This is a genomic window from Methanobrevibacter sp. (genome assembly GCF_045220775.1).
GTDB lineage: Archaea > Methanobacteriota > Methanobacteria > Methanobacteriales > Methanobacteriaceae > Methanocatella.
Map to the genome: position 1 here is coordinate 1 of NZ_JBGUWC010000171.1, position 17,770 is coordinate 17,770.

Below are 17,770 nucleotides of genomic sequence, written 5' to 3' on the forward strand. Positions count from 1 at the left end.
AGCTGAAGTAGATATTGTAGACAGTGAAGGAAACCTCATTAAAAAATTCTAAATTTAAGGGGGTTTTTATAAAATGATAGTATTTAATGAAGATGGCTGTATAAAATGTGGCGCTTGTCAAGGTACTTGTCCTACATCAGCTATTGATGTAACACCTGAATCTATTATTCACTGTGACACTTGTGGTGAAGAACCTAAATGTGCTGATGCTTGTCCTACTGGTGCACTAAAAGCAGAAGATTTCGAAATTGTTGATGGTGTAACCCAAAAAAGATTAGTATTCAACTCAATATTATGTGATTCATGTGGTAAATGTGAAGAAGTCTGTCCACAAGAAACTCTCAAAGTCACTGGTGAAAAATTAAAAGAAGTTGAAGGTTTCTGTGTAATGTGTCAAAAATGTGTTGACATTTGCCCAGTTGATGTAATTGGTATTCCAGGTATTAAAGAACCTGCAGAATATGATTTAGATCTCAAAGGTAAAGGCCCAGTCTACATCAAAGACTGTGTCGGATGTGGAACTTGTGTTGAACCTTGTCCTGTAGGAGCTATTACCCTTGATGAAATTGGAAGTCCGGTTACTGTAAATGATGATTGTATCAGATGTGGATTATGTTCACAAACTTGTCCTTGGAATGCAATTTTCATTTCCGAAAAAGTACCTGTTAAACGTTCAAAAGAAATTACTTCATTTACCTTTGATTCAGCTAAATGTATTGGATGTAACACTTGTGTAGAAGCTTGTCCTGGTGATTTCATCTCTGCAAACAGTGCTACTTTAACTGTTGCTATTCCTAGTGTCTGTGCTGCATGTGGTTTATGTGTAAAACTTTGTCCTGTTGATGCATTAGAAATTGACATCGAATGGGGCGAAGGTGCACCTGTAGACGCAGAAGGTATTGGAAGAGATGTAGAAAAATGTGACTTCATCGGTGCATGTGCAAACAAATGTCCTACTGAAGCTATTCGTGTAGTTACCAAAACTGGTATGTCCTGCCCTGCTTTAGTAGAAACTGATGGTGAACCATCCTTTGTAAGCTGTATTAGATGTGGAGCATGTGCTTCAATGTGTTCTAACGATGCTTTAAAAGTTGAACAATACGAAGTTACTATTGATGGCGAAGCTGTATTAAGAGACAGAATTGCATTCAACCCATCTAAATGTGATCAATGTGGTGACTGTATAGAAGCTTGTCCATATGACATGATTCATAAAACAGAAAATCCTAAATTACCAATTGCAGGATTCTGTACCTTATGTGGTCAATGTATTGAAGCATGTCCAGAAGACGCTTTATGTTATAAATAGGTGTGATAACACACACCCTATTTTTTTCTTTTTTTTAAAAAAATTAGTTATAATTTATCCATTACTATTTTTCCATTTACTATTGTCATTATTGGCATTCCAATATAGGTCCAACCGTCAAATGGAGAGTATTCTGCTTTTGTTTCAAATTCATCGATATTGAATTTGCCTTCCCGTTTCAAATCAATCACGGTAAAATCGGCATCTTTTCCAATAGCTATTTTTCCTTTATTGTCAAGGCCGTAAACTTTAGAAGCATTCTCGGACAGTATTTTCGGAATTATCTTTAAGTCAACATTTCCTTTATTCACTTCTGTCAGTAGTAACGGCACAACGGTTTCTAGATTTGGTATTCCCGGTGATGAATCCCATACTCCTTTTGTTTTGTCTTCTAATGTATGAGGGGCATGGTCAGTTCCTATGATTGAATTTTCATTTAAGCAAGTTAAGTTGACGCTTTCCCCTTTTGGCCTTAATGGAGGATTGGTTTTTATGAGAGTTCCATATATATTGTAAGCGGAATTATCAAGCAATAAATGATGTGGTGTAAATTCCCAAGAAACAGGCATGGTTTTGCTTGCATTTTCCAATAAACTAAGGGATTTTAATGAGCTTAAATGGCAGATATGCAATCTTAAATCATTTTTCTCTGCAAGTTCAATTGTCTGTTTTACAGATTCATCCTCACTTCTTGTAGGTCTTGCATAAGTGTAGTCAATAGCTTCATTTTCTTCTTTTTGTTTAAGTTTAGCGGTTTCACATTCGACTATCGATTTTTTTTCGCAGTGTGTTGCAACAAGCCCATTATATTCAGTCGTATTTTTTAGAGTTGACAAGTCCTTAAATATTTTTTCCAAGTCATCATCCGTTTCAAGATCCATGAATATCTTAAAGGAAATTGGTTTTAATGCAATCATTTTTTTCATTTCTTCAAGAGTATTTGGGCCTGCTTGAAGCTCAAAATTAACAACGGATTTATTTTCAGCTATTTTGATTTTTTCTTTCAGTGCCTTGTAGGTATTTGTTTTTGGAATTGTATTGGGCATGTCAATGACAGTGGTAAATCCTCCGTTTGCAGCACTTAGGCTCCCGGTTTTGAAATCTTCTTTCTGAGTTAATCCAGGGTCTCTGAAATGTATGTGGGGATCAATAAAACCTGGCATTATGTAATTGTTTTTGATATCTATTGTTTCACTCTCATCAATCGGAGTTTTTGAAATGTCGGCAATTTTGCCATCTTTTACTTGTATGTAGTATTCGCCAGGTTTATCAACCAGTCTACAATTTTTTATCACGTAATCCATTGTCAATCTCCTAGTGTTATACTTTCATATATGTCTTTTGATATTTTTAAATCATAAGTTTTTTTAATTTAGGAATTAAATTTAATATTATGTCTCTAGTTTCAGATATCCTTAGAAGAGATAAGGAATTATTTTTCAATGACCTGGATTGTGAATGCAAAAATTCTATTACTAGTTCAGACATTAATTTAGTAGCTGATTTTACAGAATATAATCCTTTACATAATGGTCATTTTCATTGCATGAAAACTGCAAAGGATATGTTTCCTGAGTCATTATTTGTAGCTATTGTGCCGGGGCTTTTTGAACGTAGTGGTAGAGGTATTCCATATATACTGCCTAGGGAAATTAGGGCAGAAATTGCAATTTCCGTTGGTGCGGACATTGTTGTTGAGGGTCCTCCTATGGGAATAATGGGATCAGGCCAATATTCTCTATGCCTATGCAAGATGTTTAAGGCATTAGACACAAGCCATATCCCAAGAGGCTACAAACCTTTAGAAGGTTTTGATGAAATACTCAAAAGAATAAACATGGGGCATCATGTTGCTCCGAAACCGTATAAGATTGTTGACAAGACAACTAATGAGATACTTCTAAAGGATAAGCTTGAAGAGGATAATTATGTAATAACATCATTTTCAAATTCCTTAAGCAAAATAGGCTTTGACTATAAGGACAAATTCATTTTCGTTGAAAGAATCGAGGGAGTAAGCGGAACGCTTATTCGCGAAAGCATCCAAAAGGATAACTTTGATGATGTTTTGGATATGATGCCTTCAAAAACAATTGAAGTTTTAAAAAGAGAAATCAAAAATGAGGGCATTATTTACGGGATTAGGGATGTTGAATCTATTTTGGATACCGCTAACAGTTTTACTTTTGAAGAGCTGTCCAATCTGAATTTGTTCAATGAAAAGTTGGCCAGAAATATTGTGGACAATAGGCCTTATGACAGCTTAGAGCAATTGGAAAAGTCAATATTGCACGGATTTTCATCTCATTTCCACCAAAGGGTTTTGAGCATATTGGAAAATCCCATACCTAAAAAAATCATCTCCGAATATATTGACATGTACCCTTCAAACATCAGGGTGCTGGGATATAAAAACGATGAATGTTTAGAAAAATTTATAAAAAAAGTAAATAATGAAAATATTTCATTATTTAACGGGTTAAAAGAGCATTAATAACATTTTGCGGATTTTTAAGCGCGAATAATGCATCCGTAAATGTTGGGTAATTTGAGCTTAACAGGAACAAGTAAGCAATGTAGTATAAAACCAATAAAACTACAAGTATTAATATTATGGTTAGTATAATGTCTAAAATGCCCATTGGTTCTTTTTGGTCTTGGTAATTCAAGTTATGGATACTGCCATCTTCTTTTCCGCTCATTAAACCTTGTTCTGCTAAAATTTCAGCTCTAATTCTAGCTTCCATTTCTTCAGGAGTTTCCACTCTTTCTTCTTTTTTCTCTTTTTTATTTCTGCGTAATCTTCTCCTGGATTTTGGTTTTTCAGCTTTTTCTTTAGTGCCAGGCAATTCTTGTTCGATGGCTTCACTTTCTCTAGGGGCATATTCCCTTCTAGTTAAAGAACCGTATTCCGCTTCATCTTTTGCCAATTGTTCGCCTAATGGAATTTCAGGTTCATCAAAGTATAAATCATCAAGGTACTTTTCATATTTGTCTTCCAGTTCTAGCCTTGCGCTAGTTGGTTTTGGTTCATAGCTGTGATCAGGATAGATGAAATCTTCTTCATTACTTTTTTGAGCTAAAATAGGTTCATGTGAGTCAAATTCATTTTGAGCAACTTGTGGTTGTTCAGGTTTAGGCACGATATTTTCTTTTTCTTCCAAATAAGATGATTCGAGACCTTCTGAATATTCAATGTTACTTTTGATGTTATATGGAGAATCTTCGTTAATTCCTTTAAATTCCTGTGTAGGTGCAATCTCTTCTTGAGTAGCATAAGGTATTTCTAAATCAGCTTCTTCCTCTGGTGGTTGGTATATGGTATTATCTGCAGTTTGCGCATCTAATCTAGCTGGCTCAGTTTCGATTGAATCTTGAGCAATAGTTTCGCTTTCTTGTTTTTCGCTATTTTCTATTCCAAGACCGATGATTTTTTCCAAACAGTCTTTACAATAGATTTTACCTGCAATTTCTAAACCGCATTCTTTACAAATTGATTTTCCACATATGGCACAGTTGTCTGTACTTTCTCTATCAGGATGATAATAACATTCCATAATTCCACGCTCTAAATGAATTAATTAAATATATTAAATTAATATATATTTTTCTATTTATATATAACTTTTTGTTAGTTATCGTGTTTTTTCAAGGATTTTTTCCACAACAATTTCAGAAGCAATCAAATCGTCTGCTGTTGACAAGAAACTCCCTAGGCTTTCACTATCAATTTCGTAAATTATTTTATTATTTTTCAATTTAGATTTAACATAATTTTCATTGTCGATTTCAAGTGATTCGTGCACTAGTCTTGCAGAGTCATCATTGTTGTAATCTAAACATATCTTTCCTTTGATCTTCATTGTTCCACTATTTTTATTTTTTAGGATATTATTTTCATTTATGGTAACATTTATTAATAACTTAATTAATATATTTAAGTATTCTATCTATTACGATATATAATTTTTATATAGCTATTTTAAAAAACTGATTAGATTATAGCTATTTTTAATTAAAACATGAATTTAATGTTATGTTTATTTCGGAGGAATTATTATGGTTCGTGCTTATACTAGAAGAGAATATATTAGAAAAAACCCAAATTCAAGGATTGTACAATATGATATGGGTAACTTAAGAGATGAATTCCCAGTATCTGTAAGTTTAGCTGTTAAAAAACCAACTCAAATTAGACACAATTCTTTAGAAGCTGCAAGGATTGCTTCTAACAGATTAATGCAAAGGGCTGCAGGTAGGATGGGTTACCACTTAAAATTAAGAGTATATCCTCACCAAATTGTAAGAGAAAACCCAATGGCAACCGGTGCAGGTGCGGATAGGGTACAAAGTGGTATGAGAAACGCTTTCGGTAAACCTATCAGTGTTGAAGCTATTGTTAAGAAAAATCAAAGAATAATCACTATTGATTGTCAAGAAAAGAACTTTGAACAAGCTAAAGTTGCATTAAAAAGAGCAGGCATGAAAATGCCAGTTCCATGTAAAATAGTTATTGACAAAGGCGCTGATTTAGTTAAATAATTTTATTTAATTAAAAACTTTTTTTCTTAATTTTTTCATAAAAAAGTAATAAAAATAATGATTTGAATCATTATTTTATTATTAATTTTGTTTTTATTGTTTTTGCAGTATAGAGTTTACTTCCATAAAATGTTATTTTAACTGTATATCTGCCTTTTTTCTTAATTTTTACTTTAACAGTTGCAATTCCTTTTTTATTGGTTTTACTAATGTATTTTTTACCTTTTATTTTGAAAACAATTTTTGCTCCTCTTATTCCTTTCTTATTCTTGTTTTTAAGGATTGCGGTTATTTTTTTCTTTTTGGTTTTGGCTTTATAGGTTCTTTTTTTGGCGGTTAATTTTGGAGCTGTTTTTTTCTTTTTGGTTGTTGTTGTCTTTTTGACGGAATTGTTTGCTGTGTTTGTATTGCTGTTTCCTGAGGTATTGTTATTTCCGGCAGTGCTGTTGGTTGTATTTGTACTGTTGTCTTCGGTATTGTTTTCAGGAGCAGTGCTTTGGTTATCGACTGTTTTTTCAGTAACTATTATTTGTTGAAGGGCAAGAACTGTGCCTCTGGTTGCAATGAAATTGATGGTATTGTTTGTTTCGATGATATCGGTTACATCAATTTCAAATACTCCATTATGGGAAGTGCTTTCATAGTCTTTCCAGATATTGGAGTATGTATTGTTATTTATTTTTAGATCTGCATCTCCATTGTTTGCACTTGCTGCAAAGACATATAATGTTGTTTTTTCAAGTGGCTCTAGTTCTATTAAGTTATTATGCTGCACTGACCTGTTTGCAACATTATATGAATTGTAAAGTAAATCTGCATTGTTACTGATAATGATATTTTTCAGAGTATTGCTTTCAGTAGTGTTATAGATTGTAATTAAAGCGGATGGGTAAATTGATGTTAGACCACTCGCTTTTTTAAGTGTAAGTGAGTTCTGGCCGTTAAATAGCAAATCACTTACATCATATATGAGCAATCCGTAACCATATTTTCCACTTGTTCCTAAATTGGATTGATCTTTATATCTTCCGACGAGATTGTCTTTAATATTTCTTCCATTGAATGTTAGGGTTAAATCCGGATAATCGCTGGAAGTGGTTTTATCCCAATTATAAGAGATGTATAAAAAGCTATTGATGATATTTGAGTTTTCAGGTAAAATTATTTCCCAATTGTCAATTCTGCTTTCATTTGAAAGTCCAAGATATGTATCATCTGCCTGTATTTGTATTATAATATCTCCAGTAATTGTATTCTGATAATTGAATTCCAAATTGCTATTCGGATATGCATAGTCCTTTCCAAGATATCCGTTGTAAAGCAATGGGACAACAATGCTTGAATTCGCTACAGGATTTCCATTCTGGCAAATTTCAAGGGTATAGTTTATTTGCTGATTATTTGCTCCGGATACGCTGGTTTCATCGATTGGGCGAACGGTTTGGTCAGTTAATAAAAGTTTCATCCATTCTTTTGTTAAGTTTTGTGTAATGTTTGCAACTTCCTCTCCGTTTGCCAACAATCTAATGTCATAGATGCCTTCTTCATTTATTTTGATGTCCGCAGTGATTGTGTTGTTTGTTCCGGCATATGCAGTGTTTTTATATTCAGTTGAAAGGTTTATTAAAGTTTTTTCCCGGATTATTGGATGTTCAGTTACTAAAATATTTTGCAATGCAAGGATTGTTCCGCCAGTTGATATGAATGTTACATTATTAGTTTTTTCAGCAATATCTGTCACGTCTGCTATAAACATGCCATTATAATTTGTACCTGTTGAATTTTCCCAGATGTTTGTATAGGTTCTGTTGTTGAATTCTAAATCCGCTTCATCTACGCCGGCACCCGCTGCAAAGACATATAATGTTGCTTTTGTTATGTTTTCAACATTTGTGATTACAATTGTTGCATCTGTTTGTATAGGTCTATTTAATAGATTATATTCATTGTAAAGCAAGTCCGCACCATTTTTTATATAGATTGTTTTTAGGGTATCGCTATTTGTTGTATTGTACATTGTAATTAGTGTAGGCGGATAGACTGCGGTCAATCCATTTTCCTTTTCAAGTTTGAGAGTGTTTCTTCCATTCTGCAAGCAATCTGTTATATTGTAAATTAAAACTCCATAACGATATGTTCCATATGTTCCAAGGTTTGACTGGTCTTGGTATTTTCCAACAATCTTGCTGTTGATATTTTGATTGTTGAAAATTAAATCGAATTCAGGATAAGTCCCAGTTGTGGTTTTATCCCAATTGTATGGAATATATAAAAGTCCTTGAGTAAATTGGGATGTTGGAGATAATACTGTTCTCCATTCATATTCTTTCTGTGTGGTTGATGCCTCGATGTATGTATTACCATCTTGCAATTGAATCATGATGTCTCCAGTAATCACTGCGGCATAATCGAATCCAACATCATTTATAGGATAACCGCAATCTTTCCCGAAATAACCGTTGTATAATAATGGCAGAATTACAGTTGTATTGCCGATTAAAGCATCCTCTTTATAAACATTAATCGTATAGTTTATTTTTTTATTGTTTGCTCCGGCCATTGTGCTTTCATCAATTGGTCTGATGGTGCTATCTAAGAATTTTATTTCTTTTGGACTTCTTGTTAAATTTTGAACGGTTTCATTTATTTCAACGCCATCAGCAAAGAATTTAATTACATATTCGCCAAAATCTTTGTTCACGAATATTTTTGTAGTAATCAGGTTTTGTGTTCCTGCATATACAGTGTCTTTATACTCTGTTATAATGTCAACAGTAGCACTTAAAAAGATTCTAGTGACATTTACTTTAAGTTTAATATCTCCAATAGTGAGCACGTCCTCTCCGTTATCTATTGGGATGTAAGTGTAATAACCAATTCCGTTTTTAATCTCAACAGGTGTTGTTGTTCCAAGATTATTCGATTTCATTTCAATATAATAATCGTATAAAGCGTTATCTTCAAGTTTTTCAGTAGTATTGAGCTGGTTTAATGTTATTGTGTAGATATTTTCCTGTTCGAAGATTTGAGTAGGTCCATCAACGGTTAATATGATGTAATCTGAAGCGTCTCTGGTTGAAGAAATGTCCTTAAAGTTAGGTTCGTTTGTTCCCCAGTAATTTTCGCTAATATTCAAATTGTTTGAGGAAGAGTCAATTAGTCTGGAAGTGGTGGAACTAGGGAGGGCATTGTTGAGGAAAAGGTTGTGTGTTACCTTCAATTGTCCTGATCCTTTGTTTTGAATGATATTTCTTTCCAGGGAATTTGAATCAAACACGCTTCTCATTATTACTAAATTATTTGCAGAGGTTGTAATTATTGAGTCTTTAAATTCATTTGTTTTAAAGAGGGTATTGTTGATTAATGTATCATTTCCATTTGCTAACAATATTCCTAAACATTGTGAGTTACTATTAGGGAATAATGCAGTATTGTTTTCAAATAAACTATTTGTTATAATCAAATTTCCACTTTCGCTTCTTATAAATCCTCTAAATACTTCTTGTGCAGATGAACTGTACTGAACGGTATTATTGACAACTGATATGTTATTTAATGTTACAGTAGTGTCGGATGCATTATTGAATAATATTGTAGAGATTTCATGAACTCTACCAATTCCATTTGTTGGGGTGAAATAATTGTTATTGAAATTGGTATTTGTTATTGTTAATTCGCCTTCGTTATCAATGAATCCTCTTACATTTATATTTTGCACCTTTGTCGCATCCGTTACGGTAATTTCAAATTTAGAGTTGATAAAATTACTGTTATTTATTGTTAAAGATCCAGTATTATAAATGTCTCTAAAATTACCGCTGCCCGCTTTGGAAATGCTCCTATCTGAGGTAAAAGTAACATTATTAAATATTAACTCACCTTGGTTGGTAATCATTGTTGAATCCTCTTTAAATGTGTTTGTGAGGACTACATCATTTAGAATTACTCGGCTATTGCTTTTTATAGTAAATAGTGTAAGCACGCCTGCTCCGTCAATAGTGAAGTTGTTACCATTTATTGTAATGTTTTTATCAATGGTTATTCCATTTTTAAATGTTTTGAGGCTTTCTACTTTAGTACTTGTGTAATTTTTAGATAAATTTATTACATTATTGTCCTTAATTGTGTTGTTTAACTCAGTAAATGTCCCATCTCCGCTAGCTTTGTAAATAGGTTCTTCATTTTGAGTTAAAGTATCATCATTTACATCTTCAAGATTGATGCATTCTTCTGCAGGTATTTCCATATTTATCATTTCATCAGAGGCCGTATCTTCTGCAAATACAAACCCTGAAAATAGTATGAAAGCAATCAATGCAGATATAATAAATAGTTTTGTTTTCATATTTTTTCCCCAGTAATTTAGTAATATTTTTAGTATTTGATTATTATAAGATAGTATTTGAAGTAATAAGTTATATAATCTTTTAGTTTTTGTTTTATTTGCCTTATTGACTTTATATAAACTTCATAAATCAATAAACGTTGAATAAATGCGATTTTTTTATTATTTTAAATAATGAATTGATATAAATTATTTTTTAATTAAATAATTTGACAATATTTGGAATTGTTTTTATTATAATCGTCTTTTAATTTAATTTAAGTAATACTTTTGATTGTTATTTTGCCTAAAGTAATACTAAATCGTTTATTTTTCAAAAAAAGTATTAAATACTTATTTAACTATTTAATGTCTATAATAAATATTAATTAATTTAATGTGGTGAGTTACTTGTTAAACATAAAAAACAAATTCATTCTCCTGTTGCTTTTGACAATAATTCTTGTTGCGACAATGCCCCAAATTTTTGCGCAAGAGAATAATACTCAAGGAGAGATGAATGCTTCAATTGTACAAACAAATGATTTGAAAGCAATTTCATTAGATGAATCAAATTTAAAAGGTGCAAATTATTATTTTAATAGTTCTTCGGAAGTTGATGGAAACGGATCACAGGGTAATCCTTATAACAGCATGAATGCCTCAAGATTAAAGCAATCATCTACAATTTACTTGGCCAATGGTGAGTATAATCTCTCCAATTCCAAAATTGTGGACGGTGTTAATCTAATCGGTGAAAATCCGGAAAAAACAATTTTTAGATATTCTGGAGTGGAAAATACTGGTGTATTATATGTCAATCCTGGAAAAACATTCACGGTTGAAAATGTAACATTGATAGGTTTCAATATTGATGTTGAGGGAGGAACATTTTATGCCAAAAACACTATAATCAAAGATGCCTCTGCAATTCCAACATACTCTAATGCAACTGACCTTGTTAACTCAGCATCAAATTCATTTGGTGGTGCAATAAAGGCTTATAAATCAGAATCCAACTCACCATCAGTTTATCTGGAAAGTTGTACTTTGATAAATAATACTGGAGAATATGGTGGGGCAATTCACAGTACAGGTGGTAGAATAGTCCTTAAAAAATCTAGCTTTTATGATAATTATGCATATAATTACGGCGGTGCAATTGCAGCCTTATCCAGTTGTCTAATTGAAATATCTGATTGCAATTTCAAAAATGACTTTTCAATCAATGATGCAGGTGGTGCAATCTATTTATTGAATTCTGAATTGAAGGCTTCAAATTTAAATATATCAAATGCTTCCGCCACTTTTGGCGCAGCCATAACCTCCCTGAATTCAAAAATTTCATTAACTCACTTCTTGGGAGAAAACAACACTGCAAAATATGAAGGTGGTGCCGTATATGCATTATACAACTCAATATCATTTATAGAATCAACATTCATCAATAACCATGCAAGAAACGGAGGCGCAATCTTTGCAGACGATTTGAAATTCTTCGAACTTGAAAACAATAATTTCATAAGCAATATTGCATCGGATTATGGTGGTGCGGTTCATTCGATGCTGAATTCTATCGACAAGGTATTCTATAATATCTTTGAAGACAATCATGCAAAAATCGAAAACGACTTCTTTGAAACAAATGTTACCATGGTAACTATCAATGAAGGAAACTACACACTTTATTATAAAGATTATATTGATTACGGATTTGTACCGACATCCTATGACTTACGTGAATTAAACATGGTCACTCCTGTCAAAGACCAGCAAAGCGGTGGAAACTGCTGGGCATTTTCTTCCATTGCTGCTTTGGAATCAGCTATATTAAAGGCTTCCGGTGAAAGTTTGGACCTGTCCGAAGAAAACATGAAGAATATCATGCAGAAATATTCCGATTACGGCTGGTCAACAATCGAAACCAACAATGGCGGTTATGATGAGATGGCAATAGGTTATCTTGTAAATTGGATCGGTCCGGTTTATGAGAATATTGAAAAATATGACGATTACAGCATGCTGTCTCCGCTTTTAAATCCTATCACTCATATCCAAAATATAGTATATCTAAAACGTGATAGCTATACGGATAATCGGGAGATAAAGGAAGCAATTATGAAATATGGTGCTGTCGCTACTGGAATCTGCTTCTCAGCATATTCCTTCAATGAATATACAAATGCATACTATTACTCCATGCCGGGTTATGCAAATCATGGTGTTGCAATTGTCGGATGGGACGATTCATATTCCCGAGATAACTTCCTGGTCACTCCGGACGGTGACGGTGCATGGATTGTTAAAAACAGTTGGGATTCAACCTGGGGAGACAATGGATATTTCTATGTATCCTATTATGATAAGGTATTTGCAGAAGTAGGGATTCCTGATGCATCTTATGCCTTTGTATTCAACGATTCCACCAGATATGAGAAAAATTACCAATATGACCTAATTGGAAAAACTGATTATTTCGTATCCGGAAGAAATACTATCTGGGTTGAAAACATTTTCAATGCAACAGACTATGACATGTTGGCCGGTGTTTCAACATACTTTAGAAAAACCACTGATTTTGTTTTATTCATTTATGTCAATAATGAGTTAAAACTAACAAAGAAAGGAACATGCAATCCAGGTTATACAACTATTAATTTGGGCGATTATATTCCTTTGCAGCCTAATGACACATTCAAAGTAAGGTTTAAACTAGATTGTAAAAAAGGTGCTGAATTTGCTATTTCAGAATACTCTTTTGCAAGCAAAAAAGTAAATACAACTGGGGTTTCATTTTTCAGTAAAGATGGTATTGAGTGGATTGACCTATACAATTATTCATTTACCACTTATTTAAATGAAGGCCATCAATACATTTCTCAAGTAGCTGCCATTAAGGCATTCACCTTTGCCTATGAACTTCAACATTACATTTCATTAAGTGTTGAAAATGAATTTAATAAGGCCAATATCACGGCTTTTATCTATGATCAGTTCAACAATGTTGTTAAATCAGGTAATTTGACATTAAATATCGGTGGTGAAGATTACTTTGCAAATATTGAAAACGGTACTGCTTATTTCAGGCATGTTTTTGATAATAGCGGTGAATTTGATATTAATGCAAGCTATAAAAATGCCTTTTCAAATTACAACATTAATATCACTATCATTGATGCGGATATTAATGTAAACATCCTTAAAGATAAGAATAATGTTACAATTAATTTTGAAAGTCCTTATGGCATTAATTCAACTTTAAATGTTACAATAAATGGGGAAAGTCAATTAGTTCAGTTAATCGATGGGAAAGCATCATTAAAATTGGATGATTTGATTTATGGCAACTACAGTTTGGATTGCCAGCTTATTGATAATTATTATGGTAGTTTGATTAATTCGGGTTTTGATATAATAATCAATAAGACAAAAATGATTGCAGAAGATTTGATTGTGTATTATGATAAGAACACTGATTATTCAATATTTTTAAGAGATGTCAATGGAAGACCTATTGTGAATTGCCAAGTCTATTTCATTATTAATGGAAATCAGTATATCGGCATCACCAATTGGGATGGTAAGGCAACAATTGCAACCAAATTGCCAGGAATTGGTGCTTATGACATTAAGATTAGTTTTTATGGTAATGATAACTACTTTGATATCTATGACAAGCATACAATTGAAATCAAATCAAGTATCTTAGGCTCAAATATGCTTAGCAGCGATAATTTTGAAGCAGTTTTATTAAATAAACTTGGAGCTCCATTGATTAACACCAATGTTAATGTAACTGTTGATGGTGTTGTCTATTCAGTCATGACAAATGATTATGGAAAAGTATCTTTGAAATTAAATGATGCAAAACCAGGTAAAACATATATTCTATCAATTTTCAATCCGATTACTGGTGAAACTTTACAGAATACTGTTCAGATTGGACAAGTAATCACTGAAAATAAAGACATATCCATGTATTATAATGATGGATCTGCATTTTCTGTTAGAATCAGTAATGGTGCAGGTGAAATTGTCAAGTTTTCTGCTGGAGGTAATGTTTATTATGCTGAAACTGATCAAATGGGATATGCATCAATTAAGATTGGTTTACAACCGGGCAATTATGTCATTACTACATCATATAAGGGTGTTAAAGTTTCCAATAATCTTGTTGTTAAAAAAGTAGCATCAACAACCACTACAGCTAAAAAGAAAGCTAAAATAACATTGTCTGCTAAGAACATTTCTAAAAAGAAAGCTAAAAAGATTATATTCTCAGTTAAAGTTAAACAAGGTACAAAAGCATTAAGCAAAATAAAAGTAACCTTTAAGATTAAAGGCAATACCTATAAAATTAAAACAAATAAAAAGGGTATTGCTAAATTAACTTTAAAAAACTTGAAAGTGGGTAAATATACTATTTATTCAAGTTATAGTGGTGTAAAAATCAAAAATACAATTAAAATTAAAAAATAATTCAATTTATTTTTTAATTCTTTTTTTATGTAGATATTCATCAGAAATAAGTGTCTTTTCGATAGAATCTTTTAAATTATTTGGTGTGGGGGTATTCAGATTTATTTTCACTACATTAATTTCTATTAATGAGGGAGTTGTTTAAAATAAAAAAAGAAAAATAGAGGATTAAACTCTATTTTTTAATTGTAATTCTAACTTTCTTATTGGTTGCTTTGTAAGTTTTGTTTCCTTTGAATTTAATAACTGCTGTATATTTTCCTTTTTTAGTTAATTTCTTAATTTTAAAGGTTGCTTTTCCTTTAGAGTTTGTTTTTGTAGTATAGGTTTTTCCATTGATTTTCAATGTAACTTTAACATTTTTAATAAGTTTTTTACCAGCTTTTAATGTTATTGTGTATTTTTTAACTTTAGTTTTAGCTTTAAAGGTTTTATTTTTAGCAGTTATTTTTGAAGCAACTTTTTTGGTTGTTGTTTTTGCAGGTTCTGCAACACCAATAGTAGTTTTTTTAGAAATACTAGTGTATTTGTCATCTCCACTATATGTAACGACAATATTGTGAAGTCCTGAAACTAATGCTCGAATAGTTACTGCAGCTTTACCGTTAACAAGAGTTTGTGTATATTCAATTCCATCAATATTCACGGTTAGAGTACCTGTTGCATCATCCGGTAATTCGATACTGATTGTTTGTGTTTTATTTTCTTCATTTTTGGTTATTTTTAATGAATCTTCTGTGACTGGGTTTGTTGTTTTTCCAGTTTCATTGTTGGTTTCGCCCCCGGTAATGTTTCCTGTGTTGTTTCCAGTTTCATTCCCGGTTGCATTGCCGGTTTCGTTCCCGGTAATGTTTCCTGTGTTGTTTCCAGTTTCATTCCCGGTTGCATTGCCGGTTTCGTTTCCAGTAATGTTTCCAGTTGTGGCATTTTCAAGGACATTTACAATTGTTGTTGTTGTGAGTGACTTGTATTTAGCATCACCACTATATATGATGGTAATGGTATGTTTACCCACTGTTAAATCACCAATACTTATATTTACATTATTTTGAGGCAATATTACTGTTGAAATAGTCGTGTTATTATTAGATATGGTTAAGTCACCAGTTAGCTCTTCATTTAAGGTGATTGTAATTGTTGCATTTTCACCTTCATAAATTTCAACTGGATTTACATTAATTGTAGCATTTAATTTCTCTTTTACAGTAATTGTTGTTTCATTAGTTTTGTTATTGTAATTATCATCACCAGAATAATTTAAAACAATTGTGTATTGATTAGGAAGTAAATTAGCTATTGTAAATGTTGTTTTACCATTTTCAAGTTGTTGAGGTTCGATATTTCCAAGACCTATTATGGTAATGTTGCCTGTAGCGGTTTCATCTAAAATTACTTCAATTGTTAAGGCGCTTCCTTCAAAAATTGTATCATTTGCAACATTGATGTTCATTGTCGGATCAAGTTTGCTTCCAATAACTTTTATTTCAGTAAATTTGTCGTTTGTTGCGATAACATCAACTACTAAATCTCCTAAATCGGGATTCTCACTTCCCCAATAATTGTAATTCATATCATAGTCAGTTACAGGGGCAGATGATACAGTACTAACTAAAATGTCCCCTCCATTGCCACAGATTAAGTTATAATTTGCAGTTATTTTGGTTCCATTTCCTCCAACAAAAACCCCTCGTGAAATATCATTGTTGATAATTGTTGAATTTGAAATTTCAAGTTCTGAATGACTTGCTATTGAAAATAAGGATCCTCCTTGGTTATTACTTGTTTTACGGAATTCATTATTTTCAAATATTGCATTTTGAATGTTAATTGAATTAGGCAAGTTTCCGGAACCGGCATCTGAAATTCCATTTAGTATTCCATATGAATCTTTAATAGTAATATTATTGATATTTGCTATGGTTGGCCTATTCATTATATTGATTAAAGTTACAACTCCGCTTCCACTATTGGAAATTCCTTTGAATGTTACGTTAGTTATATTTTGAGTGCCTTTTCCACTTAAATAAATAATATTTCCTGCTGAAGTGTATCCGCAATTTCTGAATTCGCAGTTTTCGATTAGGGTTTCACTTGAAGCGGACCAGATATTACGTTCTCCATCGTTGTTTTCGAATACGCAATTGATTATTTCATTTTTATCTTCGTTTCTAAGGTATAGAATTGCATTATACTGTCCGGATTTAATTCCATCAAAAGTTAAATTTTCAAATCTTAAATTGACATGGTTTCCATTTGAATCATATGGTGAATCAAAAATTTTCCTGTTAGTTACAGAGGAGGTGATTATTACATTTCTGTTTTCACCGATTATTGATAAGGATTTTCTCAGGGTAATGGAATTTTCATCATATCTTCCTTCATATAAATAGATTGTATAATTGTCTTCAGCTTGGGAAACGGCATATTTGATGGTTTTATATGGTTTGTTCTTCAATCCATACCCATTTTCATCTTTTCCTGAATCGGGGTCAACATAAATAATGCCTTCTTCCTCATTAATTTCCCCGGGATCGTTTTGTGATGGGGTCACAGTCAATGTAACCCATGAATCGACAAGAGGTTTATCATAATTTTCCCCGACATATGTTTCATAAAGGGTGTCATTAACCGGACGGAAAGTCAAATTATAAGGGGAATCAGATGCAACCAATCCTTCGCATTGATTCAAATCAAATATTAAGTTGCCGTTACTTACTTTTGTGGTATAACTTCTTTGTGTGCCGTTACCGTCAGTATAACTGCAATTAATATTTATGTCTATCCAATAGGAATCATATTCTCCAAAATTTTCATCATAATAATATACTGTTCCGGTTATTTTTGTGTCCTGTTTTTGCTCTTCAATTTCATAAGAGTCTTTGTCAAATTCTATGTATCCTTCACCTTCCTTATGATTATCACTGCTGAGAGCGTCATTTTCATCAATGGAGATGGAATCAGAATTATCAATTTCCAAGGTTTCCATATCATTTATTTCATTCAGGCTTTCTGAATCAGTAGTATCTTCTGTTGCAGAGACTGCTGAAACTAAAATAATTGAAGCAATTAATATTAAGCATATAAATGATATTCGTTTTAAATTCTTCATTATTTGT

At 32.2% G+C, this 17,770-nt stretch carries 9 protein-coding genes; 4 read left to right on the forward strand and 5 right to left on the reverse strand.

Annotated elements, in window-relative coordinates; genetic code table 11:
• Positions 1-73 precede the first annotated feature (73 nt).
• Positions 74-1,309 carry a 4Fe-4S binding protein gene (locus ACJROP_RS11325; RefSeq protein ID WP_406535572.1) on the forward strand — a complete coding sequence of 412 codons (1,236 nt, stop codon included), beginning with the start codon at positions 74-76 and terminating at the stop codon, positions 1,307-1,309.
• Between the two features lie 47 nt (positions 1,310-1,356).
• On the opposite strand, the gene ACJROP_RS11330 is transcribed toward ACJROP_RS11325, so the two are convergent.
• The gene (locus tag ACJROP_RS11330) at positions 1,357-2,613 is read right to left on the reverse strand and encodes a dihydroorotase (RefSeq protein WP_406535573.1); all 1,257 of its coding nucleotides are present in this window, start codon (positions 2,611-2,613) and stop codon (positions 1,357-1,359) included.
• A gap of 89 nt (positions 2,614-2,702) precedes the next feature.
• On the opposite strand from ACJROP_RS11330, the gene ACJROP_RS11335 reads away from it, so the two are divergent.
• On the forward strand, positions 2,703-3,803 hold the full coding sequence (locus ACJROP_RS11335) for a nucleotidyltransferase family protein (RefSeq protein ID WP_406535574.1): 1,101 nt from the start codon (positions 2,703-2,705) through the stop codon (positions 3,801-3,803).
• Here the strand turns inward: ACJROP_RS11335 and ACJROP_RS11340 are convergent.
• Positions 3,781-4,866 carry an ATPase gene (locus tag ACJROP_RS11340; protein WP_406535575.1) on the reverse strand — a complete coding sequence of 362 codons (1,086 nt, stop codon included), beginning with the start codon at positions 4,864-4,866 and terminating at the stop codon, positions 3,781-3,783. The genes ACJROP_RS11335 and ACJROP_RS11340 overlap by 23 nt on opposite strands.
• A 78-nt stretch (positions 4,867-4,944) precedes the next feature.
• A complete protein-coding gene (locus tag ACJROP_RS11345; protein ID WP_406535576.1) occupies positions 4,945-5,172 on the reverse strand; it encodes a KEOPS complex subunit Pcc1 in 228 nt (75 codons plus the stop codon).
• A 196-nt stretch (positions 5,173-5,368) separates the two neighbouring features.
• On the opposite strand from ACJROP_RS11345, the gene rplJ reads away from it, so the two are divergent.
• Positions 5,369-5,851: a 50S ribosomal protein L16 gene (gene rplJ / locus ACJROP_RS11350; RefSeq protein WP_406535577.1), complete on the forward strand. Its 483-nt coding sequence runs from the start codon at positions 5,369-5,371 to the stop codon at positions 5,849-5,851.
• Positions 5,852-5,921: 70 nt separating this feature from the next.
• Here the strand turns inward: rplJ and ACJROP_RS11355 are convergent, their stop codons facing one another.
• Positions 5,922-10,196 carry a DUF3344 domain-containing protein gene (locus ACJROP_RS11355; protein ID WP_406535578.1) on the reverse strand — a complete coding sequence of 1,425 codons (4,275 nt, stop codon included), beginning with the start codon at positions 10,194-10,196 and terminating at the stop codon, positions 5,922-5,924.
• Positions 10,197-10,586: 390 nt separating this feature from the next.
• Between ACJROP_RS11355 and ACJROP_RS11360 the strand changes: the two genes are divergently transcribed.
• Positions 10,587-14,654 (forward strand): C1 family peptidase, encoded by a 4,068-nt coding sequence (locus ACJROP_RS11360; RefSeq protein WP_406535579.1) that lies wholly within the window; start codon positions 10,587-10,589, stop codon positions 14,652-14,654.
• A gap of 175 nt (positions 14,655-14,829) precedes the next feature.
• Here the strand turns inward: ACJROP_RS11360 and ACJROP_RS11365 are convergent, their stop codons facing one another.
• Positions 14,830-17,763 carry an Ig-like domain repeat protein gene (locus ACJROP_RS11365; protein WP_406535580.1) on the reverse strand — a complete coding sequence of 978 codons (2,934 nt, stop codon included), beginning with the start codon at positions 17,761-17,763 and terminating at the stop codon, positions 14,830-14,832.
• Positions 17,764-17,770: the final 7 nt, after the last annotated feature.